General features: G+C 39.1%; 23 protein-coding genes and 1 tRNA gene. 9 read left to right on the top strand and 15 right to left on the bottom strand.

Features of this window, described 5'->3' with window-relative positions; all coding sequences use genetic code 11:
- Positions 1–354 precede the first annotated feature (354 nt).
- A complete protein-coding gene (locus tag GQR45_RS09560) occupies positions 355–1,119 on the top strand; it encodes a DUF6515 family protein (RefSeq protein ID WP_165725765.1) in 765 nt (254 codons plus the stop codon).
- A gap of 171 nt (positions 1,120–1,290) precedes the next feature.
- Positions 1,291–1,791: an RDD family protein gene (locus GQR45_RS09565; protein ID WP_007587274.1), complete on the top strand. Its 501-nt coding sequence runs from the start codon at positions 1,291–1,293 to the stop codon at positions 1,789–1,791.
- A 101-nt stretch (positions 1,792–1,892) separates the two neighbouring features.
- Here the strand turns inward: GQR45_RS09565 and lptG are convergent, their stop codons facing one another.
- The gene (gene lptG, locus GQR45_RS09570; RefSeq protein WP_007587278.1) at positions 1,893–2,960 is read right to left on the bottom strand and encodes an LPS export ABC transporter permease LptG; all 1,068 of its coding nucleotides are present in this window, start codon (positions 2,958–2,960) and stop codon (positions 1,893–1,895) included.
- A complete protein-coding gene (lptF, locus tag GQR45_RS09575; RefSeq protein ID WP_007587281.1) occupies positions 2,957–4,069 on the bottom strand; it encodes an LPS export ABC transporter permease LptF in 1,113 nt (370 codons plus the stop codon). The genes lptG and lptF overlap by 4 nt, the downstream gene beginning before the upstream one ends.
- A gap of 309 nt (positions 4,070–4,378) precedes the next feature.
- Here lptF and pepA point away from each other — a divergent pair, with 309 nt between their 5' ends.
- From pepA to GQR45_RS09590, 3 genes are all read left to right on the top strand, one after another.
- Positions 4,379–5,890, top strand: coding sequence for a leucyl aminopeptidase (gene pepA, locus GQR45_RS09580; protein ID WP_007587283.1), 1,512 nt, complete (start codon positions 4,379–4,381; stop codon positions 5,888–5,890).
- 150 nt (positions 5,891–6,040) lie between these two features.
- Positions 6,041–6,487 carry a DNA polymerase III subunit chi gene (locus tag GQR45_RS09585; protein WP_007587285.1) on the top strand — a complete coding sequence of 149 codons (447 nt, stop codon included), beginning with the start codon at positions 6,041–6,043 and terminating at the stop codon, positions 6,485–6,487.
- Between the two features lie 53 nt (positions 6,488–6,540).
- Positions 6,541–9,396 carry a valine--tRNA ligase gene (locus GQR45_RS09590; RefSeq protein ID WP_165725766.1) on the top strand — a complete coding sequence of 952 codons (2,856 nt, stop codon included), beginning with the start codon at positions 6,541–6,543 and terminating at the stop codon, positions 9,394–9,396.
- Between the two features lie 113 nt (positions 9,397–9,509).
- Here GQR45_RS09590 and GQR45_RS09595 read toward each other — a convergent pair whose 3' ends face one another.
- Complete coding sequence (locus GQR45_RS09595; protein WP_165725767.1) at positions 9,510–10,772, bottom strand: outer membrane protein transport protein; 1,263 nt, start codon at positions 10,770–10,772, stop codon at positions 9,510–9,512.
- A gap of 283 nt (positions 10,773–11,055) precedes the next feature.
- Here GQR45_RS09595 and GQR45_RS21360 point away from each other — a divergent pair, with 283 nt between their 5' ends.
- A complete protein-coding gene (locus tag GQR45_RS21360; RefSeq protein ID WP_165725768.1) occupies positions 11,056–11,379 on the top strand; it encodes a hypothetical protein in 324 nt (107 codons plus the stop codon).
- Here the strand turns inward: GQR45_RS21360 and GQR45_RS09605 are convergent.
- Positions 11,339–12,553, bottom strand: a complete 1,215-nt coding sequence (locus tag GQR45_RS09605; RefSeq protein WP_007587289.1) for an HD domain-containing phosphohydrolase — start codon at positions 12,551–12,553, stop codon at positions 11,339–11,341. The genes GQR45_RS21360 and GQR45_RS09605 overlap by 41 nt on opposite strands.
- Before the next feature lie 352 nt (positions 12,554–12,905).
- Between GQR45_RS09605 and GQR45_RS09610 the strand changes: the two genes are divergently transcribed.
- Positions 12,906–14,669, top strand: coding sequence for a GNAT family N-acyltransferase (locus GQR45_RS09610; protein ID WP_165725769.1), 1,764 nt, complete (start codon positions 12,906–12,908; stop codon positions 14,667–14,669).
- Between the two features lie 119 nt (positions 14,670–14,788).
- Here GQR45_RS09610 and GQR45_RS09615 read toward each other — a convergent pair whose 3' ends face one another.
- The 3 genes from GQR45_RS09615 to GQR45_RS09625 form a co-directional block, all read right to left on the bottom strand.
- Entirely contained in the window at positions 14,789–15,493 is a 705-nt protein-coding gene (locus GQR45_RS09615; RefSeq protein WP_010554885.1) for an NRDE family protein, read from the bottom strand.
- A gap of 1 nt (position 15,494) precedes the next feature.
- A complete protein-coding gene (locus GQR45_RS09620) occupies positions 15,495–16,046 on the bottom strand; it encodes a hypothetical protein (RefSeq protein WP_231620110.1) in 552 nt (183 codons plus the stop codon).
- Positions 16,047–16,242: 196 nt separating this feature from the next.
- Positions 16,243–16,317: transfer RNA gene (locus tag GQR45_RS09625), tRNA-Arg, on the bottom strand.
- Between the two features lie 246 nt (positions 16,318–16,563).
- Here GQR45_RS09625 and GQR45_RS09630 point away from each other — a divergent pair.
- On the top strand, positions 16,564–16,746 hold the full coding sequence (locus GQR45_RS09630) for a hypothetical protein (RefSeq protein ID WP_007587299.1): 183 nt from the start codon (positions 16,564–16,566) through the stop codon (positions 16,744–16,746).
- 3 nt (positions 16,747–16,749) lie between these two features.
- On the opposite strand, the gene GQR45_RS09635 is transcribed toward GQR45_RS09630, so the two are convergent.
- The 3 genes from GQR45_RS09635 to GQR45_RS09645 all read right to left on the bottom strand — a co-directional run bounded on the left by GQR45_RS09635 (position 16,750) and on the right by GQR45_RS09645 (position 18,630).
- Positions 16,750–17,556 carry a phosphotransferase gene (locus GQR45_RS09635; protein WP_165725770.1) on the bottom strand — a complete coding sequence of 269 codons (807 nt, stop codon included), beginning with the start codon at positions 17,554–17,556 and terminating at the stop codon, positions 16,750–16,752.
- A gap of 3 nt (positions 17,557–17,559) precedes the next feature.
- Entirely contained in the window at positions 17,560–18,177 is a 618-nt protein-coding gene (pnuC, locus tag GQR45_RS09640) for a nicotinamide riboside transporter PnuC (protein ID WP_007587303.1), read from the bottom strand.
- A gap of 201 nt (positions 18,178–18,378) precedes the next feature.
- On the bottom strand, positions 18,379–18,630 hold the full coding sequence (locus GQR45_RS09645) for a hypothetical protein (protein WP_007587304.1): 252 nt from the start codon (positions 18,628–18,630) through the stop codon (positions 18,379–18,381).
- Positions 18,631–18,737: 107 nt separating this feature from the next.
- On the opposite strand from GQR45_RS09645, the gene GQR45_RS09650 reads away from it, so the two are divergent.
- Positions 18,738–18,977, top strand: coding sequence for a DUF2960 domain-containing protein (locus GQR45_RS09650; RefSeq protein ID WP_007587305.1), 240 nt, complete (start codon positions 18,738–18,740; stop codon positions 18,975–18,977).
- A 19-nt stretch (positions 18,978–18,996) separates the two neighbouring features.
- On the opposite strand, the gene alr is transcribed toward GQR45_RS09650, so the two are convergent.
- The 5 genes from alr to GQR45_RS09675 form a co-directional block, all read right to left on the bottom strand.
- The gene (alr, locus tag GQR45_RS09655; RefSeq protein WP_007587306.1) at positions 18,997–20,076 is read right to left on the bottom strand and encodes an alanine racemase; all 1,080 of its coding nucleotides are present in this window, start codon (positions 20,074–20,076) and stop codon (positions 18,997–18,999) included.
- Complete coding sequence (gene dnaB / locus GQR45_RS09660) at positions 20,076–21,455, bottom strand: replicative DNA helicase (RefSeq protein WP_007587308.1); 1,380 nt, start codon at positions 21,453–21,455, stop codon at positions 20,076–20,078. The genes alr and dnaB overlap by 1 nt, the downstream gene beginning before the upstream one ends.
- A gap of 113 nt (positions 21,456–21,568) precedes the next feature.
- Positions 21,569–22,507, bottom strand: coding sequence for a DUF4097 family beta strand repeat-containing protein (locus tag GQR45_RS09665; protein ID WP_165725771.1), 939 nt, complete (start codon positions 22,505–22,507; stop codon positions 21,569–21,571).
- A 9-nt stretch (positions 22,508–22,516) separates the two neighbouring features.
- Positions 22,517–22,999, bottom strand: a complete 483-nt coding sequence (locus GQR45_RS09670; protein ID WP_024589707.1) for a hypothetical protein — start codon at positions 22,997–22,999, stop codon at positions 22,517–22,519.
- A complete protein-coding gene (locus GQR45_RS09675; protein WP_165725772.1) occupies positions 22,986–23,534 on the bottom strand; it encodes a sigma-70 family RNA polymerase sigma factor in 549 nt (182 codons plus the stop codon). Before GQR45_RS09675 ends, GQR45_RS09670 begins: the two co-directional genes overlap by 14 nt.
- Positions 23,535–23,610 lie beyond the last annotated feature (76 nt).

Here is a 23,610-nt window from a genome sequence, read left to right on the forward strand (position 1 = left end):
ATGTTTGCGGCAATAAACAACGCGCCGCAAACTTAGCTTTTTACACCATTTAAACTCTATTATTGGTATTTTCCCATCTAAAATGCACGGAAATAACGTTTTCTAAGCACAACAAAAAAGTCCAAATACATAATTTAATAGCAAAATTATTAAAATATCTCTCGTAATAAATATACTTACAAAGAACAGAGTCACCCTCAAAAATCGTCAAAAATAACTAAGTATGTCAATAACTGTCAGTAAAATGTAAAAAGCTGTAAGCATAGCTCCGTTTGCTGTTATATGTCAGTTAACATTCAGTTTGAACCGCTAGTATTGAACCCAGTTATGTAAAAACATAAACGAGGCAATACTATGAAACTTACTTTTTTACTACCTGCACTGCTCTCCATTGGCGCAGTATCAGGCTCTGCGCTTGGAGCACAAAACGAGCGAGAGAATGATAAAAGCTTTAAACGTGACCACGACAAACGTGTTGAATATAAACGCGATGAACGCCGCCATGAAAAAAAGCAGCGTATTGAGCATAAAAAAGAAAAACGAGAAGACCGTAAGCAAGAAAAACGTAAACTTGCTAAGTACAAGCAGGAAAAGCGTGAACAATACCGCTACAACCAGCGCAAATATAACTACTTAACAAACCATAATAATTCAGTCGCTTACAGACAAAATCGATTTATAAACCATTTACCACGCAATAGCGCATCGATTAGATTTAATGGTATTTCGTTTACGTTTAACGACGGCCTTTACTACCGTAAAGCTAGAAGAGGCTACCACGTAGTTACGCCACCTAGAGGCCTGCGTATAAATACGCTACCAAGAAATTACAGGCATTTTAAGCATCACAATACCACCTACTACACATATCAAAACGTGTATTACGTCGCAAATAATGACGGTTATACAGTGGTTGATGAGCCACCAACCCGTCTTAATCAGGCAATAAAAGTGGGTAATGTGAATGATTATAGCTTGGGCCAAACTTACGATTCATTGCCTCAGGCAGCACAGGCCGTAATAATTAACTCGCAGCAGTATTTTAAATACGGCGATATTTATTTTTTACCGCAAATAAGTGGTGACGACATAAAATACCTTGCTATAAAGCTAGGTTAAATCCGCTATAAATTAAAAGACCTTACTACCAATAGCAGGGTCTTTTTCATTTCCCCTGTAGGTAATAACTTAAAGCAATAAAATCAATTCCCTCTCTAAGCATTAACATGTCTTAGTATTTGTAAGCTTTTTTGCTAAACTAGCTCGCATATTAATAGTGAGAGTGTATTTATGTCGGGTGAGTTTCCACGTGCTGGTTTTTGGCGCCGTTTTGCGTCGTTAGTTTACGATACGTTAGCCATTATTGCGTTTGCGATGTTAACTGTAGTGCTGTATTTATTTGCAGTACAAGGGCTTATTTCTCTCGATGTAATTAGTTTAAACGGCGCAGAGGATGTATCTGCCTTTATTCAAAATTCAAATCTTCTTTCGGGTATTCGTACCGCTCTTTTAATTATTGTTACCTTAGTATTTTTTGGCTACTTTTGGACTAAAAGCGGGCAAACCATTGGCATGCGTGCATGGCGTTTAAAAGTACAAACTCTTGAGGGTAATTTAATTAGCTGGCCGCAATCAATTATCCGCAGCGTTAGCGCTTTACTCGGTTTAGGTAATTTGGTGGTGTTAGTAGATTTTAAAAACAAAAAAGCACTGCAAGATTACATCTCTAAAACAGAAGTTATTGCGCTTACTAAAGAAGAAAACAGACGTATTTATAGTGAGCTTGATTAATACCAACTTTTCAAATCGTGAGTTAAGCGGTAGTTAAGCGGTAATTAAAAAGCAAAAAGGGTGACCAGTGGTCACCCTTTTTAATGCTTTGAATAGGCACTCTATACCCGTTTATTCATCAAATACGTCGCAAAGCCTATAAATATAATACTGGGCAATACCGCACCTATAATGGCTGGTATTTGGTAAACCATAACGACAGGGCCAAATATTTCATTAGTTAAGTGAAACACAATCCCCGTTACAACACCCATAATAATACGTGCGCCCATAGTAACGGTACGCAGCGGGCCAAATATAAACGAGAGCGCCACCAGCAGCATTACCGCAACAGATACTGGCTGCATCAACTTACGCCATAGAGCAAGCTCGTAGGTACTTGTGTCTTGTTCGTTTTGCTCTAAGTAACTTAAATACGACCAAAGCCCAGTAAATGAAAGTGACTCCGGTTTTACCGAAACAACCCCTAACTTTTCAGCTGTGAGTTGCGAAGGGTAAAACTCTTCTGGTAATTGCTCTGTTGTGGTTTTTTCGCTCGTAATAATAACCTTATTTACGTCACGAAGTAGCCAGCCTTCTTTTCGGCTCAGTGCATCTCTTGCTTTAGTAATTTGGGTAAGCTCTAACGATTTATCAAAGTGGTACATGTGTACCCCGTTGAGCCTGCCGTTTTCATCAACATCTTCAATATTAATAAAATTATTGCCGTCTTTAGCCCATACACCTTTTTGTGTATTAAACACATCGCCGCCATGTATTGCTTGGTTTCGCATTTCTTTAGCGTGTAATTGCGCTTCAGGTGCACCCCATTCGCCAAGTGCCATCATGCATACAGCCATAAATATGGCCGTTTTCATCACTGAACCAATTATTTGTAAGCGCGACATACCAGCGGCTTGCATCACTACCAGCTCACTGTTTGAGGCAAGTGCCCCCAAACCCGTTAAGCCACCAATTAGCGCGGCCATCGGAAAAAACACCACTAAATCGCCAGGTATTGTGTAAAGCGTGTAAAGCATTGCAGTCATTAAGTCGTAACTGCCGCGCCCTACCGACTTCAACTGGTCGATAAATTTAATTAAGGTGCTAATACCAACAAGTACCAACAATGCAAAGCCAGTAGTTTGTAAAATACTGCGGCCTAAATACCAATCAAGCGTTTTCATCATGAGCCTAACTCCCGCTTAGTTACAACGGCTTTAAGCCAAGCGCCCAGTGGTCGCCCTTTTATAATTAATAACCCACCTATAAACAAGGCACTTAGGTGAATCCACCACAAGCCGATTGAAGGCGGGATTTTGCCATCTTCAACTGCAAATTTAGCGGCATTTAGTAAAATAAAGTAACCTAAGTACAAGCTAATAGCAGGCACTAGTTTTGCAAATTTACCTTGGCGAGGATTAACCACACTTAGTGGTACTGCCAGTAAGGTAAGTAGCGGGATTGATAACGGAATAGCGAGTCGCCATTGCCATTGAGCAATAGATTCAGGAGTGTTTATAGCCAATAATTGGTTAGTTGGCACAGCCTCTAATTTACGGCGTTGATGCTCTATTTCTTGTTCTCGTATTTGTACGCTGTAACCATCAAATTCTGTTAAATTAAGTGCAGGCGTTGTGCCGTCTGTTTCGTAACGTTTACCGTCTGTTAGTACTAGCTGTTGCTCACCATTTACGGCTTCAACCACAACACCTTGCTGTGCATATACTAAGCGCGCTAGATTGCCTTTTTCACTATCAGGTAACTGTGCAACAAATACCTTATTAAGCTCTTTGCCGCCTTTTTCAATATTATGAATAAACACCACGGCTTTTTCGTTACCGGTTTCTTGGAACCGCCCTGCTCTGAGTGCAGATAATCCCGCATCGGCTTTGGCTTGTTCTTTCAATTGATACTCTTGCTCGCTTGCCCACGGCGCTATATACATAGTCAATGCAGCGGCTAATATGGCAAGCCCAACGCTTGATATAAGCGTTACGCGCACAACATACCATTCACTTACGCCACAGGCTTTAAGGACGGTCATTTCGCTATCGGCGTAAATACGGCTGTAAGCCAAAATAATGCCTAAAAATATACTCAGCGGAAGTATTAGCGAGGCTAGTTGTGGAAGCTTTAGTGCAATCATCGATAGCACTAATTTAGCAGGAATGCTGCCCTCAGAGGCATCACCTAAAATACCAACTAACTTTTGTGACAAAAATATTGTCATTAAAGTTAAAAATACGGCGACCTGCGATTTTAAAACCTCAGCGGTCAAATAACGGAAAATTAGCAATGCTCGCCCCTGTTAAACATGGAATTTCACTACGATAGTGAGAATTGAATAGTTAAATAGCTATTTTACCCAATTAATACCGGCAAATAGGCTATTATTATAAGCCATCAAATTTAATTATCCTACCTAAGTGCACGATATAATGTTGCATTAGTAGCCCTTAAGCATATAAAGTTCAATTACACAGTAAGAGTCTAGCAAAATCAGCTAAAATTAAAATTATCCGCACATAAGTTACGTAGATAAGACTAGAAAATACTTTTTTAGCCCCAACTTACTAACTTAAATGACTCAAAATCAGGAGTGACAATGGAATTTAACGTAAAAAGTGGTAGCCCAGAAAAACAGCGCAGCGCATGTATTGTGGTTGGCGTTTACGAGCCACGTAGGTTATCCCCCATTGGTGAACAACTCGATAAAATTAGTGATGGCTATATCTCTAATTTACTTCGCCGTGGCGACTTAGAAGGTAAGCCAGGCCAAGTTTTATTATTGCATCATGTACCCAATGTATTAAGCGAGCGCATATTGCTTGTTGGTTGTGGTAAAGAGCGCGAGCTTGATGATAAGCAATATAAACAAATTATTTCTAAAACTATTAATACCTTAAACGAAACAGGCTCTATGGAAGCAGTCTGCTTTTTAACAGAGCAACACGTTAAAGGTCGCGACACTTACTGGAAAGTTCGTCAAGCAGTAGAAACAACGCAAGATTGCTTATATACGTTTAACCAATTAAAAAGTAAAAAAGTAGACCCTCGTCGTCCACTTCGTAAAATGGTGTTTAACGTACCAACACGACGCGAACTAACTATTGGCGAAAGTGCCATTGAGCATGGTTTAGCCATTGCTGCAGGTAGTAAGCTGTGTAAAGACGTGGCTAATATGCCACCAAATATTTGTAACCCAGTGTATTTAGGCGAGCAAGCACAAGAGTTGGCAACTAATTTTGACAACATCACTGTTGATATTATTGGCGAAAAGCAAATGGCAGAACTAGGCATGAATTCTTACCTAGCTGTTGGCCGAGGTAGTGATAACGAATCAATTATGTCGATTATTAACTACAAAGGTGCCGCTGACGACCAAGCCCCTATTGTACTTGTTGGTAAAGGCTTAACGTTTGACTCAGGCGGTATTTCATTAAAACCAGGCGAAGGCATGGACGAAATGAAATACGACATGGGCGGCGCTGCAGGTGTTATTGGTGCAATGCGTGCACTTGCACAAATGCAATTGCCAATTAACGTTATTGGTGTTTTAGCTGGTTGTGAAAACATGCCTGGCTCAAACGCGTATCGCCCGGGTGATATTTTAACAACAATGTCGGGGCAAACAGTTGAAGTGTTAAACACCGACGCTGAAGGTCGTTTAGTGTTGTGCGACGCACTAACGTACGTTGAACGTTTTAACCCGGATACTGTTATTGACGTAGCAACACTTACTGGCGCTTGTATTGTAGCCCTTGGCGCGCATGCGACTGGTTTACTATCAAACCATAACCCACTTGCACACGATTTATTAAAAGCGTCTGAGCAAAGTGGCGACCGTGCATGGCAGTTACCGTTATGGGATGACTATCAAGATCAGCTAGAAAGCCCATTTGCTGACTTTACAAACTTAGGTGGACGCTCTGCGGGTACTATTACTGCGGCATGTTTCTTGTCTAAATTTACTAAAAAGTATCATTGGGCGCATTTAGATGTTGCCGGTACAGCGTGGCGCAGTGGCGCTAAAAAAGGCGCAACGGGTCGTCCTGTACCAATGCTTACTCAGTATTTATTAAATAGAGCTGGCGTAAGCGAAGCTGCTCAAGATTAAACACACTGTTTAGCTACTTATAAGGCGCCGTTTGGCGCCTTATTTATTTGTGTATTAATTGAAGCAAACCCCGTTATATGGCAAAATCTGCCTCTTAATTTATGTATATCAATTTGGTATGCATTCAATGTCATGGGAAACCCCGATACAATGAACATGAACGCTAAATTTTTCGTTCTAAAGCAACAAGATGAGTCTAAAGCGAAGGCTGACGATCATTTTGCTTTGGCTGCTCAAATTGCGGCCGATCAGTATCGAAATGGGCAGCGTGTGTTTATTTGTGTTAACGATAACGAAGCAGCCTGTGCCATTGATGAAATAATTTGGGCATTCGATCCAGATAGTTTTGTGCCACATAATTTACAAGGTGAAGGCCCTAAAGGCGGCGCACCTGTAGAAATTGGTATTACGCCACCTGTTGGCAATCGTAAAGTTTTAATTAACTTGGCTACTCAGTTACCGGATTACATTCGTCGGTTTAACCAAGTTTTTGATTTTGTACCCGTAGAAGCAGCGGCTAAACAAGCAGCCCGCGAGCGTTTTAAAAAGCTACGCCAACTCGGTGCCAATCTCACCACGCAAGATATTAATAGCTAGCCAATCAGGCAAACTAACCAACTAATTTAAGTACTTATTTAAGGTTCTGTGTAATGGATAAAACCTACAATCCGCAAGATATTGAACAGTCTCTATATCAAGACTGGGAACAAAAAGGCTACTTTAAGCCATCTGGCAAAGGCGTACCATATTCAATTATGATCCCGCCGCCAAATGTCACTGGTAGCTTACACATGGGCCACGCCTTCCAAGATACAATAATGGATACCCTAACGCGTTTTAAACGTATGCAAGGTAACAACACATTATGGCAAGTAGGTACTGACCACGCAGGTATTGCAACGCAAATGTTAGTTGAGCGTAAACTGCATGCCGAAGAAGGCAAAACACGCCACGATTTAGGCCGCGAAGATTTTATTAATAAAATCTGGGAATGGAAAAAAGAATCGGGCGGCACTATTACCAAACAACTTCGTCGCCTTGGCGCATCGGTTGATTGGGATCGTGAACGCTTTACAATGGACGATGGCCTATCTGAAGCCGTTAAAGAAGTGTTTGTACGCCTTCACAAAGAAAACCTAATTTACCGTGGTAAACGCCTAGTAAACTGGGATCCTAAATTACACACAGCTATTTCTGATCTTGAAGTTGAAAACAAAGACAAAAAAGGCCACATGTGGAACTTACGTTACCCACTAGCTGATGGCGTTACAACGCAAGATGGAAAAGACTACATTGTAGTAGCTACAACCCGTCCAGAAACCATGCTTGGCGACTCAGGTGTTGCAGTAAACCCTGATGACGAACGCTACATAGATTTAATCGGTAAAGAGATTTTATTACCCATCGTTAATCGTCGTATTAAAATTGTTGCTGACGAACATGCCGATAAAGATAAAGGCACGGGCTGTGTAAAAATAACCCCAGCGCACGACTTTAACGATAACGAAGTGGGCAAGCGTCATCAAATGCCGATGATCAACATTTTCGATAAAGACGCCGCTATTCTTACCCAAGGTGAAACATACACCTTTGACGGTAAAGAGCTTGAGTTTGATGCGCCAATTCCTGAGCGCTTGCGCGGCCTTGATCGTTTTGCAGCGCGTAAAGCAATTGTGGCTGAATTTGAAGAACTTGGCCTACTTGAAAAAATTGAAGACCATGGTTTAACGGTTCCTTACGGCGATCGCTCTGGTGTTGTAATTGAGCCACTACTTACCGACCAATGGTATGTACGTGTTGCACCACTTGCTGAGCCTGCAAAAGACGCTGTTAAAAATGGCGATATTCAATTTGTACCTAAGCAATACGAAAACATGTACTTCTCGTGGATGAACGACGTACAAGATTGGTGTATTTCACGCCAGCTTTGGTGGGGTCACCGTATCCCAGCTTGGTACGACAATGAAGGTAACGTATTTGTTGGTCGCGACGAAGCTGAAGTACGCAGTGAAAACAACATTGCAGATAACGTAACGCTAAGCCAAGACGAAGACGTACTTGATACGTGGTTCTCATCAGCGCTTTGGACTTTCTCTACACAAGGTTGGCCAGAAAATACCGATGATTTAAAAACCTTCCACCCGTCTGACGTGTTGGTAACTGGTTTTGATATTATTTTCTTCTGGGTTGCACGCATGATTATGATGACGCTGCACTTTGTAAAAGACGAAAATGGCAAACCACAAGTTCCGTTTAAAACCGTATATGTAACTGGCTTAATACGTGACGACAATGGCGATAAAATGTCTAAGTCAAAAGGTAACGTACTTGACCCACTAGACATGATTGACGGCATTGAACTTGAAGACCTAGTACAAAAACGTACTGGTAACATGATGCAGCCAAAACTTGCCGCTAAAATCGAAAAAGATACGCGTAAAGTATTTGCAGGCGGTATTGAAGCACACGGTACCGACGCCCTTCGTTTTACCCTTGCTGCAATGGCATCTACCGGTCGCGATATTAACTGGGATATGAACCGCCTTGAAGGTTACCGTAACTTCTGTAACAAATTATGGAACGCGAGCCGTTACGTATTAATGAATACAGAAGAGCAAGACTGTGGTTTTGCAAACGGTGCTCAAACGGAGCTTTCATTAGCTGACCGCTGGATTTTAGGTCAATATGAAGCAACCGTTAAAACCTATACAGAGCATTTAGATAACTACCGTTTTGACTTAGCTGCTAACACGCTTTACGAATTCACTTGGAACCAGTTCTGTGATTGGTACTTAGAGCTAACTAAGCCGGTATTATTTAAAGGTAATGAAGCTCAGCAACGTGGTACACGTAATACACTTATTACCGTACTTGAAAGCTTACTGCGTTTAATGCACCCAATGATGCCATACATCACTGAAACTATTTGGCAGCGTGTTGCACCACTTGCAGGCCTTGAAACAGCAAACACCAGCATTATGGTTCAGCCGTTCCCTGTATATAATGAAGCAAGCGTTGATGCTAAAGCGATGGATGACTTGGAGTGGGTTAAACAATTCATTTTAGCTATTCGTAATATTCGTGGTGAAATGGATATTAGTCCAAGTAAACCACTTAGCGTATTACTTGCTAATGCATCGAGCGACGACGTGCGCCGCATTGAAGAAAACAAATCATTTTTGGCATCACTTGCAAAAATTGAAGAGTTTACAATGCTTGAAAACAAAGACGACGCACCAGCATGTGCAACGTCTTATGTTGGCAACCTTGAGATCATGATCCCAATGGCGGGCTTAATTGATGTAGAAGCCGAGCTTTCGCGTATTAATAAGCAACTCGAAAAAGCAGAAAAAGGCCTAGCACAAGTGCAAAACAAACTCGCTAACGAAAAGTTTGTAAACAACGCACCTGAAGCTGTACTTGCTAAAGAAAATGCAAAACTGGCTGAGTTTAGCGATGCTAAAACTAAGCTACTTGAGCAAAAAACTAAAATAGAAAGCTTATAAGCTTTCATAAAATGCCTATTAACACTATTTAATAGGCATTAAAAAAGCCGCTCACTTTAATTAAAGTGAGCGGCTTTTTTGTGCCCTGTGATTAACCACAAGACACTTCTACATTAAAACTTGTAGTTGTACTGAGCGCCAATAAGTACTGCATTACCTTGTGACTCAAACTCAAATCCATCTTCTTCAAAGTTCTGAGTTTTACCACGGATAATACTTACACCAAGATCAACGTTAGAGCTTTGATCAATTGTGTAGTTACCACCGAATGAGAACCAAAAACGATCTGTATCTGGGATAGAGATCGACAGGTGATCTTGTGATACTGGAGACTGATCAAATGCTACACCAGCACGAAGTAATAAATCTTCGTTATATTGGTAATCTGAACCAACAGCGAAACGGTATGAATCAGAGAAGCTTTCATCTTTATTAAATGCGCTAAACTTATCGCCAGTTGGAGCTGTAACTTGTGCTTCTAATGAATCAAAGCTACTCCAACCTGTCCATAAAATACTGTAATGAAGACCAAGTTTTTCATCTAACTGATGAGAACCTGAAAATTCAGCTATTGCAGGAAGTGTAATATCAACAGATCCTGGAAGCTCAGTTCCAGACAAACCTTGTGGCGTAAAGTCTGTCATAGGTAACTGGTTAGAGTAAGTACCTTCAAATGTAATATCTGTTTCTGTACGATAATTAAAACCAAAACGACTGTTTTCATCTAATTGATACATTAAACCAATGTTCAAAGCATAGCCTGTATCATCACCTTCAAGATTTACAACTTCAGTTTGATCTGGAATAGGCAGCGGAGTTGTTCCTAGGTGACGCACAATAGTTGCATCAGCGTAAATTACATTTAAGCCAATACCATAGCTAAACTTTTCAGTAACTTTATAAGCAACGCTTGCATTTAAGTTAACGGTGAAGATTTCTGTTTTACCAGCAATCTGTCCTGCTGAGTAGTCATCGTCAAAGTCTGTTGATAAACCAAAGTTAGAAAATGCACCAAAACCAAGCGATACTTTATCGTTGTAAGGCATAGTAAAGTAAGCTGCTGGTACCACTGCACTTGGTGCAATGCTATCGTCATCTAATGAAGATTGATCAATACCAGTTGGCGCGCCTTCACCTTCTAAGCTTACATCTGGGATTACGCCAATAGCAGCAACACTTAGTTGCTTTTCTTTAAATAAAGTCATTAGTGCAGGGTTACGTGCAACTACAGACGCGTCGTCTGCGATAGAAGCTTCACCAGCGTATGCACGGCCTAAACCCGATGCATTTTGCTCTGATAATTGAAACGCAGCTGCAAAGCTATCAGCTGAAACAAATGCAAGCGAAGCTGCAATAAGAGTTTTAGAAAATTTCATTGTTGAGTCCTTAACCAAACTGACTGTCTGGGTACTATGTGTGTTGTTATTAGGATTTAAAACGTGATTACACTACCTTAATTTTTTGTAAAAAACTCTATGAATACGTCAAAAGACAGTAAAAAACATGTTTTTTAACGACATTTTAACAACTATTTAAAACTCATCGGATGAGAAGTGTGGTATTAGAGTAAACACTCTAAATGTAATTAGTTATCATTTAGATTGACTTGAAATTAGTAGCAACTTACACTCATTATAAAATCGCAATGGAAGTAAAACTGTGATCATTTTATTTATTATTACAGGGCTAATATTTTGTGGGGCGAGTGTGTTTTGCTTTTACAAAGCAAACTACTGTGCATGTACTCAAGCAGGACAATGCGATAACCCCGTAAACCATTATTGGCTAGGGGCAATGTTAAATGCGTTGATTTCTTTAGCGCTGTGTTGTTTTGCATTGCACGTAGAGCTAGGCACTTTGTTATGGTTAACGCTGATGGGAAATTGCTTTTTGGGTGCGTTTATTTCTGCAAAACAAACTAAAAAAAGGCAATGCAGTAAGGCTAATTCAACAAATGCTCTTTTAGCAGGCGAGACAAATTAATCTGATAATCTAAGGGCTTAACACTTGATAGTATTTTAAGCTCTTGAGTGTGCTCACTTAAATCGATGTCTTTCGGTGTAACATGATGATTGTGCTTAGCATTATAAAATAGCTTAATTTTAGGTTTAATAGGATTTAATACGTTCCCTTCAAGCACTAAGGCTAAACGTTCATTCGTTAATTTTACAATAGTTCCTACCGGATGAACCCCTAAACACTTTATAAAACGCTGTACTAACTCACCATCAAACAATTGCTTATTGGCTAATAAGTACCGCAATGCGTTGATTGGTTCATCACCATCTTGATGCATTCTATCGGCAGTCATTGCATCGTACACATCTACAATTGCCATTATACGCGCTGGACGACTTAACTTCTCTGCCTGTAGGCCTCGCGGATAACCAGAGCCATCTAAGCGCTCATGATGATTCACTATCATATCAAGCATAAGGGGTGTTATACCCTTCTCGCCTTTAACTAAACCCAAACCTTGCGCTACATGCTTTTTAATCGCTAAGAGCTCATTATTAGTAACCTTAGTTGGCTTTGAAAATATACCCTGCGGTAATTTAGCTTGGCCTAAATCATGAAGTAACGCGCCCATGGCAAGCTCTTGCACAACAGCCATTTTGTACCCTAAGTATTTAGCAAATACAGCGGTAAAAATGGCGCAGTTGATCATATGCCGCCAGTTATAGCTGTGTTTATCTTTTATACGAGTAAGAATAGTCATGGCGTTGGCGTTACGAAAAACTGAGCTGACTATTTCGCTGGCTATTTCATCAAGCACTTTTATATTAACACTCAGGCCAGATGTTAAGTCACCGTATAACGACTGTAGCTTTCGGCCATGCTGATCGTAATTGACACTCGCTTTAGCAAATTCTTGTTCAATTGAGATTGCTATAGGTGTTTTTTCGGCTTTTTGCTGGCTATTAGATGTTTTAGGTTTGCTTTGAGGCTTATATTTGGCAGGAACTGGGGCATCACCTTTAGCAAAATCTATAAGCAGCTCAAGCACCCCTTCAGAGACTAAACGCTTAATAATAGATCTATCGCGCACTAAGCCACTGGTCTTAATTTTTATGCTATTGATCCCTTCATGTTGCTTAGTAACGCTATCAACATACATACCAGGAGTAAGCTCAGATACGGGCAAAGTAATTAGCATAAAGGCGGGATTTTTCTATTAAGGAATATGTACCTTAAATATCATTAATTAAGCCTAAAAGTCTAGTTTTTGAGTTGTAAGTAGTTATATATAACTAAAAGCATTATTTACAGCCCTATTTGAGCTGCATTGTAATTCTGATTATTTTACTTTTTAATAATTAAACACTTTCATCTCAACTACACTAAATTGCTTATCACTAAAAAGCAGGTGATTTAACTATAAAATTTATCTAATCATTATAAAAAAGCGAACTTTATTAACCTTTCTTGAACATAATATTGTTTTGCCTCGGTCTCAATATACACAGCACTTAATAACAACTGCTTTAAATTCTTAAGAGTACTAATATATGACAAAACTAAACCACCCCGTATCAAACCTAAGTGTGGCTGCAATAAACACAGCCTCGCCTTTGGGTCATATATTAAAAGTAGCCGCTCCACTACTCGATAGCTTATTAGGTATAAATAAACTGCGTGATATATACCTCTCTAATAATTTATCGGGTTTAGATAAGCAGGAGTTTAGTGAAAAGCTTTTAAATGTATTGGGTATTAATGTACTTGGCGCACAAAGTGTTATTAACAAAATACCTAAGCAAGGCCCTTGCATAGTAGTATGTAACCATCCTTATGGCATGATTGAGGGCGTAATAATTGCCAAATTACTCACCCATTATCGTAGCGATACTAAAGTAATGGCTAACGTTGGTTTAAAAATATTTACAGAAATTAAAGATTATTTTATTTTTGCCAATCCGCTAAAACCAAAAGCAGCCATTAATACCAGTGCAATTAAACAGTGTTTTAAACATGTAAATAACGATGGTTTACTTGTGGTTTTTCCTGCTGGCAGGGTTTCGTTTTTTCAATCAAAAAAACAACGTGTAACCGACGGTCAATGGAATCGCTTAGCGGCTCAACTAGCCTTAAAAACACAAGCCCCTTTATTACCTGTGTTTATTAGTGGTCAAAATAGCCCTATGTTTTACAATTTGGGACGTATTTACTACCGATTTAGATTATTAATGCTAATACGTGAATTACTTAAAATTCAAAAAAGGTCCATTAATTTAGGTGCTGGTAATTTACTTACACCCAAGTTATTAAATAAATTTGAGAAAACTGACGACATTAACGATATTGCGCGCCTGCTTTGCTATTCAAACGATGAACGCTTTGTAACACCTTGGCAAGAAGATGCCCAGTCAATGCAACTAAAAGCGATTATGCAGGATGTTGATAAAACAAAAATGACGAGTGAACTTGCTAGCTTACCAAGCGAGCAGCACTTATTAGACTTTAAAAGTTACTCCGTTTATTACGGTTATCAAGATCAAATACCTAATTGTGTTGCTGAAATAACACGCCTTAGAGAAATAACCTTTCGTACATTAAACGAAGGAAGCGGCGAGCCATGTGATACCGATAAGTTTGACGCAAGCTACATGCATTTATTTATTTTTGATCATAAAAATGAAGAGATTATTGGAGCTTATCGAATTGGACAAACTGATTTATTACAAAAAAATAGCGACGTGAGCGCCCTTTATTTATCGCAAATGTTTAATTTTGAACCCTCTTTTATTAATCAACAACAGCCGTGCTTGGAAATGGGTCGCTCGTTTATAGTTCAAAAACATCAAGGCAGTTACCATGGCTTATTACTGCTATTTAAAGGGATCGGTGCGTTTATGGCGCAAAACCCACGTTATAGGACTTTATATGGCACGGTTTCATTAAGTAAGCTTTACGACCCTCGTTCTGTCGCAATTATTGACCATGCTATGGTTAATAATAAACAAGGTGTTAGCGCCAATACGCCTTTTAATAATAAAATTCATCCAGAGTTTGAAGACTTCATTAGTGATCACACGTTAAACATAGATCATGTATCAACATTGGTTATGGGAATAGAAGAAGATAAAAAAGACATACCGATTTTATTAAAGCAATATCATAAGCTAGGCGCTCAATTTCATTGTATGGGAATTGACAGTAACTTTAATCACACCCCTGGATTACTTTTAAGTGTGCACCTACCAAGTGCGCCTGAAAAGCTACTTAAGCTCTACCTTGGTGATAAAAAAGATGATTATATAAATCACTCATAATTTTTATCGCTGTATTAATACAGCAGGTAAAATACAGTTAACAAAAAAGTCGATGCAATTAATTACATCGACTTTTTTGTTTTTAATTATGTAATAGTTATGGCTATAAAAATATTTAGTTAAGCTGCAGCCACTTTTAAACAACTAATGCTGCTAATGAGCTGAGACTGCTTATCAAAATAATTAAAGCGAATAGTATTGCCTACCTTAATATGGCTAATACTGACTGTCATTGCATCTTCTCTTTGCATATTTACACCATATTGGCCCTGCTCGGCTTTGCTATAATGAAATGCTAAAAACTGCTCACTTGCAGGATATCTTAAGTCAATAAATTGTTTAAATTGTTGTTTACGCTTTTGTGTCACCGTTTCTAGCTCAACGCCAGATGACGTTGCAAGCGATTCAACTTGGCAATCGATTAATTGTTTTGAGTCCCATCGAACAAAAGCGATGTGACCATTATTTAGCGATAATTTATCCGGAAAAATACACAATTTAAAAGGCGCGTAACCCGATAAATCCATATTTTTTAATTGAGACAATGCAGGGGTATTATTGCTTAGTAAATGCGGGATTAAGAGGCCTCTGCTGTGCTTTACGGCAGTTATATCAAATGCACTTTGATAATCGTTTAATAAAGCTAATGTTTGCCCCCAATGCGATACACCAAGCCAAGTACCACCGCCTTGCGGATCGATAGGGTAAATTGCGTTATCTGTGTGCTTACTCGGGGCGATTGCCATTTCTCGCGTTTTTTGTTCATCACGATTAAAAAACAACTCGTAGCCATCATCAGTTAGGAAGTAACTTAAAGTGCACATATTAACTTTGCAGTGATTTTAATTGGCTTTGTTGGCTTTTTTCTCTCAAAAAAGTGGCTGTACTTGGTGCTAACCCAAAGTTCTGGTCGAATGATGCTTTTTGTGCAAAGGTAATTTGTGAAATCATCGCATAGTGATGTACTGCATGGCTTCCTACAAATATAAGCTCTCGTGCTAATGAGGTTGTTACAGTTTGTACATTTTTACTTTTAATTGATACTTCGCTTGAAAGTAACAGCGGTTTATTAAAATCATCTGTACTTAGCTGTTCAATCCACGATGCTATCTCGGCAATTTTTTTTATAGCTTCGCAGGGGTTACTTTCAATATTACTGCCGCGTAGGCGACTATCGTAATCAATATTATTTATACCAAAGCCCGTCATTAAAGATTGGTAATGATCGATAATGTGGCGCATATGTGACCCAGCTGAACTAATGAAATTAGGAGCAACGATTTGCGAATAATCCTCTTTAGTTACACTTTCAAGATAAGCATGTCCTTGAGCGAGTATTTCTAACTGACTATTTAACATTGAATCGGTTTTCCTCATTTATAATTTCGTCGTATATGCATACATAACGTTAGATAACATTTTGAATAATGCAATTTTGCATTGTATAAATAACTAGAAAGCTGTTCTTACAATAAAATTTCAAAATTTATGCAGTAATACATTTTTAAATACAAAAGTAATTAGTGAGAAGCTAGATAATATAGAGGGGAATATTAGTAGATGTAAAAGCAAATGGCGCTCTCGGTAGGGATCGAACCTACAACTCAGCCTCCGGAGGGCCACGTGATATCCATTTCACCACGAGAGCACATTTGTTGCCGCCACACCAACTCGCGATATCAGTGCTTTAGCATCAGCAATGATAAAGAGATCTTTAAATAAATACCAGTAACATCAGCTTATATGCTTATTAATTAAACTCTTTTAAATAAAACACTTCACAATGGCTTAAAAACACGCTATTTATTCTTATTGAATAGGAAACAGTAACGGTTTAGTAACATTGAAACTATGATTGTCGCTGTGCGGATGGATTTAATACGAGGAAATAATGATGAGTTTAATGTCTACTGAGCAAGTTGCTGAGTTTTTAGGTGTAAAAGTAGAGCGTGTAAAACGTCTCTCTAGAGAAAGTTTATTAATTGCTAAATCAGAAGATGAAAATGGTGAACCACAATTTGATACAGCCGAAGTAACAAAATACAAAGAGCTCGCCGAGCGCTTTGGTGGTCTTTAACATCTATAAAAAAGTATTATTAACGAGTTTAGTTAGCTGCGCGCGTAACATTACAGATTTACTAGTTATGCTGCGCTCTTCATACCAGCCAATACATAACACTAAAAAAAACAGCTTATAGTAATTCAGCTTATCCATTGAAGGATTAAACGTTTTTGTTTTATCGATACTATTTTTATAGTTATTTAACAATGCACTTTCACTGCTCTCATTAAGATTAAAGCTCACTGCAAGGGCTGCCAAATCAAAATACACATCATTAGTTTGTGCATATTCAAAGTCAATTAAATACATGCCTGAAGCATTTACAATAATGTTGTCTTTTACTAAGTCGTTATGACAAAAGCCTGCATTAAATGACATAGCTGCAACGGCTTTGAGTGCCTTCTCTATTTGAGGTTTATATTGCGTATATACGTCGGTGCTTTGATAAAAATGAAGCTCTTTAGCTATATCCATTGGCGCGGTAGACACTTTGTAATTGTGCACTTGAGCAAGTTTATTAATAAAGCTAAGCGTTATATCCGATTGCGCGCTCTTGCCTTCAATATAATTAAATACCGCACGACCATTTTCTTTATCAAGCCAAATAGGCACAGGACATATATTAAAGTCACTTAAAAAGCGCTGCGCTTCAAGGCCGTCACTTGGCCAATGGCTTTTATAACACTTTAACAAATACCCTTTTTGCTCGGTACGTATTAAAAAGTTATCGTTACTAAAGCCATTAAGTAATCGCTCGCTTGAAACAATGCTTGTAGGCTCTATAAGCGCACTACACATTTTTACTAACTTAGTATGCTCAATCATTGATTAAAGCTGTGCTAGAGGCTTAGCTTGGCTTTGTTCGTACTCTTCGTACCAAGTTTTAAAGCCCCACGCTGCCATTATGGTATAAAATATAAAGAGTGCTAGCGTTGGGTAATAGCCTTTTTCATAATATAAATACATAGAAGCGGCATCTATTACAATCCAGTACAGCCAGTTTTCGAGGACTTTTTTAGCCACTAAGTAAGTAGTTACTACGGCAAAACACGTTGTAAAACTATCAAGATAAGCAAAATCGGCATGAGTATAGTTTTGCATAACGTAACCAATAACTATTGCAGCTACGGTTGTTAAACTAATTAAAACAGCATGACGGTTTATCGACCACGATGTAATATTTAAATTTGCAGCTTTGCCTTTACGCCATACAACCCAGCCAAATACAGCCATGTACATATAATAAAAATTAAGTAACGACTCCATAAGTAATGCGCCATTCCAGTACATTATTGTATAAATGAGCGTGCTAAAAAATGCCGCTGGCCAACACCATAAGCTTTCTTTTATTGCTAATAATAAATAAGCCATCGACAACCCTACCGCAATATATTCCCAATGCGACATTGCTGTAAAACCACTTAAGGTTTGTGTTAAAAAGTCCATATTATGCAGTTACCGTTTAGTTGTGCCGATTGTTATACCAGTCTGCTTATGTACGGGGTCTATTTAACGTTAAGAAAATTACGCTAGAACTAGGCAAAAATTTTTGTATCTAGTTGTTCTAAATAAAAAATTTTTAACGACGTTATAGTGCAATTTAATTCGTTAAATTGATCAAAGATTTATGCAGGTTGGTATTATAGATTATTCAGGCGATAAGTCGCCAGAGAGAAACTTACATACAAAAATAGCTTTACCAAATTCTTCATATGAACGTTTAATTTCGGTATTTAACACCTGCATTACTAAATCGTAATCACCAAAAATTTGCGTTGATAACGTGTTAGTAATCACTTTTAAATCATCGTATTCGTTTAATCTGTCAATAAAGCCCTGAATAAACGGGATATAATCTTGGTGAAGTGGGTATTTACTGATCTCTACTGATAATTTCATTTTTGACTCTTTATTTTAATTACCGATTACAACAAGTCATTCAATGCTAGAGCCGTTATTAAATACAGTGTAAAATCGCTGCAACACTCAATTGAAATGAGCTTAATATGGCACGTAGAATAACCTACAAATATAAAAACGAACCGCGCGAGATTAATTTCGCTAAAGATAAATACCACGACATGTATCAAGCAATTGCTGCCGCCGAAGGTATTGATTTAACAAATTACTTAAGCATGGTACAGCAAATAGAAATGACCTCAAAAGGGTCTGCTTCTGTTCGTAACTTTCGCGACCAAGAATTTGCCCGTATGGGCTTTAGCGACGTTTACTTTATAAAAGAGTAAATACCGCTTTATAGCTGTATTAACGCTGATACTCATAACTTACGCGCGGTGTAATATTACATAATAGCTCGTAAGGGATAGTATCAGCGCATAATGCTATTTCTTCAACTGGTAGCTCAGGGCCCCACATAGTGACTCTGTCGCCCACTTTAATATTGTGCTCATTAGCGCCTATATCTACGCTAATCATATCCATAGCAACACTGCCAACAATACCATAACGCTGCTTACCAATTATTACTGGTGTGCCCTCTTTAGCATGCCGAGGATAACCATCGCCATAACCCATAGCCACAACGGCTAATTTGGTTGGTTTATCGCTTTTCCAACGTCCGCCATACCCTACCGCCTCATTGGCTGGTACATTACGCACCGCAATTACGCGCGTAGTTAAGCGCATAACTGGTTTTAATTTATGTTGTTGCCCAATACTATTTGCCATTGGCGATACGCCATATAGCATAAGCCCAGGGCGCACCCAATCACCATGGCCGCTCGGCCACGCGATAATACCAGCAGAATTTGATAAACAATGTGCTTGGTCAATGCCATTCACTAAGTTATCAAATAACGTGATTTGTTGAACCGTTTTGGCATTATCAACATCATCAGCACACGAAAAGTGGGTCATTAAATTAACGGTATTTTTGGCGTTAGGTGTTTTTTGTAAGCGGTTATAAAACTCTTCAAACTGCTCTGGTGCAATACCTAGTCGATGCATACCTGTATTTACTTTTAACCAGCATGTTATTGGCGCATCAAGCTTTGCTTTTTCAAGCGCGGCTAATTGGTATTCATCATGAATAATAGTTTGAAAGTTATTAGCGAGTAAAATAGGTAAGTCGGCTTTGTTAAAAAAGCCTTCTAGTAAAACTATTGGCTTTGTTAAGCCCCCAGCTCGAAGGGCAAGCCCTTCATCTATACGCGCCACAGCAAATGCGTCAGCATTATTTAAATGCTGCGCAATCGTTACTAAACCATGCCCGTAAGCATTTGCTTTTAGCACCGCCATTACTTTGCTGTTAGGTGCAAAGCATTTAACTTGCGCTAAATTATGCGCAAGTGCAGCTAAATTAATTTCAGCAGTGGCTAAGCGCATTAGTAATCGTCATCTACCGCTGGTCCCGCGTAATTATCAAAGCGAGAAAATTGACCTTGGAATGTTAAACGCACTTTACCAATTGGGCCGTTACGTTGTTTACCTATGATAATTTCGGCAATACCTTTGTCAGTACTGTCTTCGTTATAAACTTCATCACGGTAAATAAACATGATTAAATCGGCATCCTGCTCTATCGACCCCGACTCACGTAAATCTGAGTTAATAGGACGTTTATCGGCACGTTGCTCTAGCGTACGGTTAAGCTGCGAAAGCGCAACAACCGGACATTTTAGCTCTTTTGCTAGTGCTTTAAGTGAACGTGAAATTTCAGCAATTTCGAGCGTTCGGTTATCAGCAAGGCTTGGTACACGCATTAACTGCAAGTAATCGACCATGATCATACTAATGCCACCGTGGTCGCGGGCTATACGCCTTGCACGTGAACGCACATCGGTAGGTGTTAAGCCCGATGCATCATCAACGTACATTTTACCTTTTTCCATCAACAAGCCCATTGTTGATGAAAGTCGTGCCCAATCGTCATCATCTAATTGACCAGTACGTACCTTAGTTTGGTTAATACGGCCAAGAGACGCTAACATCCTCATCATAATTTGTTCTGAAGGCATCTCTAGAGAGTAAATTAATACTGGTTTGTCTTGAGTCATTGCAGCATGTTCTGCAAGGTTCATCGCAAAAGTGGTTTTACCCATTGATGGACGCGCTGCAACAATAATTAAGTCAGAAGGCTGTAAGCCCGTCGTCATTTTATCAAGATCGGCATAACCTGTACTTACACCCGTAACACCATCTTGTGGTGATTGATAAAGCTCTTCTATTTTATCAACGGTTTTTTCAAGGATGCTATGAATGCTTTGCGGGCCTTCATTATTTTTTGTTCGTTGCTCAGCTATTTTAAACACTTTGCTTTCGGCAAAATCGAGTAAGTCGTGACTGGTACGCCCTTCGGTGTTAAAACCCGCTTCTGCAATTTCGTTCGCTACGCCAATCATTTCACGTACAACAGCACGTTCGCGTACAATACTTGCGTAAGCGTCAATGTTAGCAGCACTTGGCGTGTTTTTAGCTATTTCTGCTAAATATGCAAAGCCACCAATTCCTGCCAGTTTATTATTTTTTTCTAAACTTTCAGAAATAGTGATTAAATCTATCGGATCGCCAATCTCAGCAAGTGCCGTCATCGCCTCAAAAATTAACTTGTGCGTGCGGGTATAAAAATCCTGTGATACAACAAGCTCCGCTACGCGGTCAAAAGCTTGGTTATCAAGCATTAAGCCACCTAAAACAGATTGTTCAGCTTCTATTGAATGGGGAGGAACTTTAAGTGTATCGACTTGCTTATCTGGTTTGGCCATAACTTCACAGTAGTAAAATTGAATGGCTCTATTCTATCGACTTGAAGGGGCTGTGCAAATAGAAAAGCAGGAAATCTTTTCCTGCTTTTTGTAATCGTGAAGGTGAATGAGCGTTATTTAATACGAAGCTCTATGCGTCCACTAATTGTATCCATTTCAACATTAGCATTACCGCCATTAATGCTAAATTCTAAATCACTGGCTGGGCCGTATTTAGCTTTACTGACTTTATCGCTAGTAACTTTATTAATGATTTTTCCATTAGCGTGCGCTTTAATTTCAAAATTTGCAGATATGCTGTCAGGAAAGTAAAAATCACCATCGCCACTTACCGATTCAAAACGTATATCACCGCCTTTTAAAAGCTCTTTAATATGTACTTCGGCTTCGCCATTCACCGTGTTAATACGTAAGTTTTTAATTGACGATAGCGTAAAATCTATATCGCCATTTACATTTTCAAGGCGCACATCATTGGCGCTTGAGGTTGATTTAATATCGCCATTAACAGCGCTAAAACGTAGTTCACCACTTGATTCTCTATCGTTAATTTCGCCATTTACGGTTTCAAATTGAATATTACCACTTAGGTTTTCTGCATTTACATCACCATTTACGGTGGTGAGCTTAATGTTGCCAGTAATATCATCTACCGTAATTTCGCCATTAACCACGTCAACTTCAGCGCCATTTTTTAGCTCTTTCGCAGTCACCGATACATTAACTCCAGCAAACTCTAAACTACTGCTTTTAGGCATAAATATGGTTAGGCTTGAGCCATCGCCATTATTACTCCAATTTGATTTACGTGGCATTTTTACAATAAACTGAGTTTTATCGCCATTTATTTTAAGCTCATAACCCTCGGCTTTGTCATCAAGCTCGCCAGATACTTTAAATTCGTTTTTATCCCAGCCTGTAATATGTATATCACCGCGTTGGTTTTCAATAAAAATAGTGCCGCCACTTGGTACGTCTATTTGCTTATCTATTTTTTCACCCGCTAATACCGCCAACGGAAATAAGCTCAGTCCTAATAAAATCGCTTTCATGTCGTACTCCTAAATGTGCTGCCAACGTGGCGCGTGCACCTTGTTAATTAAATCAAGTTGTTGTTGATATACTTGCGCTAACATTGTTAGTAGCGCTTGGTTTTGTGGCTCATTTTCAAGAACTTGCTTTATTGCTTGCTCTGCGTTTTCAAGCTCTTGTAGCTGCGTTTGCCAGTTAGTGGTCAATGCTTCTTTATTTTCATATTCAACCAACAAACTGTTTTTTTGCGCCGAAAAGTAATCACTTATAGCCACTACGGGTTGTGGCTCGGGCGCTATAACAAATAGATTTACAGCAATTAAAGCAGCTAATGTGCAGGCAGCTATTGCTGTTAGTTTTGGCCAAATAGCAGTGCCTTTTAGGTCCTGCTTATTACTAACCATTGCTCGCTCAATTCCCGCCCACAGGTCTTTTTGTGGCGTAATGTCTTTATCAAGCGTGTTTAATGACTCATTTAAATAGTCGTCAAAATTTGGTTTATTCATTTTCATACCACTCTTGTAGTAGCTGCCTAGCACGATGATATTGCGATTTACTTGAACCAACAGCCATACCTAATTGCTCGGCTATTTCCTCGTGCCTGTAACCTTCGATTGCAAATAACACAAACACCATACGTGCGCGCTCAGGAAGCCTTACTATTAATTTATCGAGACCATTTAAGCCTTTGCAGTCATTAGCTGATTGCTCATCCATACCGCAGTGTTCAATGCTCACTACTTTTTGCAGCCAATTTTTTTGCTTGCGTAAGTAGTTAATCGCAACATTACTGGTAACGCTGTAAAGCCAAGTAGAAAACTGCGAGCGACCGTCAAATTGCGCTATTTTACGCCATACCTGTACAAACACTTCTTGGGCTGCATCTTCAGCATGCGCTTGGTCCGCTAATAAGCGTAAACATAAACCGTAGACTCGTTTTATATGTAACTCATAAAGCGTTGTGTATGCGCTTTGATCACCTGATTTAACACGCTCAATGAGCTTAGCTTCGCATAAAGGCGTTTGTTCGGGTTTAACGTGTAACATCCGTGATGTCGCCTTTTAATTATTATTATTGAGTTAGTGTATTGATAAGTTAGACGTAATAACAGTTCGAAAAGGT

It is taken from the genome of Pseudoalteromonas sp. SA25, assembly GCF_011378705.1.
GTDB lineage: Bacteria > Pseudomonadota > Gammaproteobacteria > Enterobacterales > Alteromonadaceae > Pseudoalteromonas > Pseudoalteromonas arctica.

What these genes read in the sequence shown, in the direction of transcription:
- GQR45_RS09590 (WP_165725766.1), top strand. Translation starts at nt 6,541, where the DNA reads ATGGATAAAACCTACAATCCGCAAGATATTGAACAGTCTCTATATCAA.
- GQR45_RS09620 (WP_231620110.1), bottom strand. Translation starts at nt 16,046, where the DNA reads ATGAGGAAAACCGATTCAATGTTAAATAGTCAGTTAGAAATACTCGCT.
- GQR45_RS09560 (WP_165725765.1), top strand. Translation starts at nt 355, where the DNA reads ATGAAACTTACTTTTTTACTACCTGCACTGCTCTCCATTGGCGCAGTA.
- GQR45_RS09665 (WP_165725771.1), bottom strand. Translation starts at nt 22,507, where the DNA reads ATGAAAGCGATTTTATTAGGACTGAGCTTATTTCCGTTGGCGGTATTA.
- pepA (WP_007587283.1), top strand. Translation starts at nt 4,379, where the DNA reads ATGGAATTTAACGTAAAAAGTGGTAGCCCAGAAAAACAGCGCAGCGCA.
- GQR45_RS09610 (WP_165725769.1), top strand. Translation starts at nt 12,906, where the DNA reads ATGACAAAACTAAACCACCCCGTATCAAACCTAAGTGTGGCTGCAATA.
- GQR45_RS09605 (WP_007587289.1), bottom strand. Translation starts at nt 12,553, where the DNA reads ATGCTAATTACTTTGCCCGTATCTGAGCTTACTCCTGGTATGTATGTT.
- GQR45_RS09615 (WP_010554885.1), bottom strand. Translation starts at nt 15,493, where the DNA reads ATGTGCACTTTAAGTTACTTCCTAACTGATGATGGCTACGAGTTGTTT.
- GQR45_RS09585 (WP_007587285.1), top strand. Translation starts at nt 6,041, where the DNA reads ATGAACATGAACGCTAAATTTTTCGTTCTAAAGCAACAAGATGAGTCT.
- lptG (WP_007587278.1), bottom strand. Translation starts at nt 2,960, where the DNA reads ATGATGAAAACGCTTGATTGGTATTTAGGCCGCAGTATTTTACAAACT.
- alr (WP_007587306.1), bottom strand. Translation starts at nt 20,076, where the DNA reads ATGCGCTTAGCCACTGCTGAAATTAATTTAGCTGCACTTGCGCATAAT.
- GQR45_RS09645 (WP_007587304.1), bottom strand. Translation starts at nt 18,630, where the DNA reads ATGAAATTATCAGTAGAGATCAGTAAATACCCACTTCACCAAGATTAT.
- GQR45_RS09635 (WP_165725770.1), bottom strand. Translation starts at nt 17,556, where the DNA reads ATGATTGAGCATACTAAGTTAGTAAAAATGTGTAGTGCGCTTATAGAG.
- GQR45_RS09630 (WP_007587299.1), top strand. Translation starts at nt 16,564, where the DNA reads ATGAGTTTAATGTCTACTGAGCAAGTTGCTGAGTTTTTAGGTGTAAAA.
- GQR45_RS09675 (WP_165725772.1), bottom strand. Translation starts at nt 23,534, where the DNA reads ATGTTACACGTTAAACCCGAACAAACGCCTTTATGCGAAGCTAAGCTC.
- GQR45_RS09670 (WP_024589707.1), bottom strand. Translation starts at nt 22,999, where the DNA reads ATGAAAATGAATAAACCAAATTTTGACGACTATTTAAATGAGTCATTA.
- dnaB (WP_007587308.1), bottom strand. Translation starts at nt 21,455, where the DNA reads ATGGCCAAACCAGATAAGCAAGTCGATACACTTAAAGTTCCTCCCCAT.
- pnuC (WP_007587303.1), bottom strand. Translation starts at nt 18,177, where the DNA reads ATGGACTTTTTAACACAAACCTTAAGTGGTTTTACAGCAATGTCGCAT.
- GQR45_RS09595 (WP_165725767.1), bottom strand. Translation starts at nt 10,772, where the DNA reads ATGAAATTTTCTAAAACTCTTATTGCAGCTTCGCTTGCATTTGTTTCA.
- GQR45_RS09565 (WP_007587274.1), top strand. Translation starts at nt 1,291, where the DNA reads ATGTCGGGTGAGTTTCCACGTGCTGGTTTTTGGCGCCGTTTTGCGTCG.
- GQR45_RS09650 (WP_007587305.1), top strand. Translation starts at nt 18,738, where the DNA reads ATGGCACGTAGAATAACCTACAAATATAAAAACGAACCGCGCGAGATT.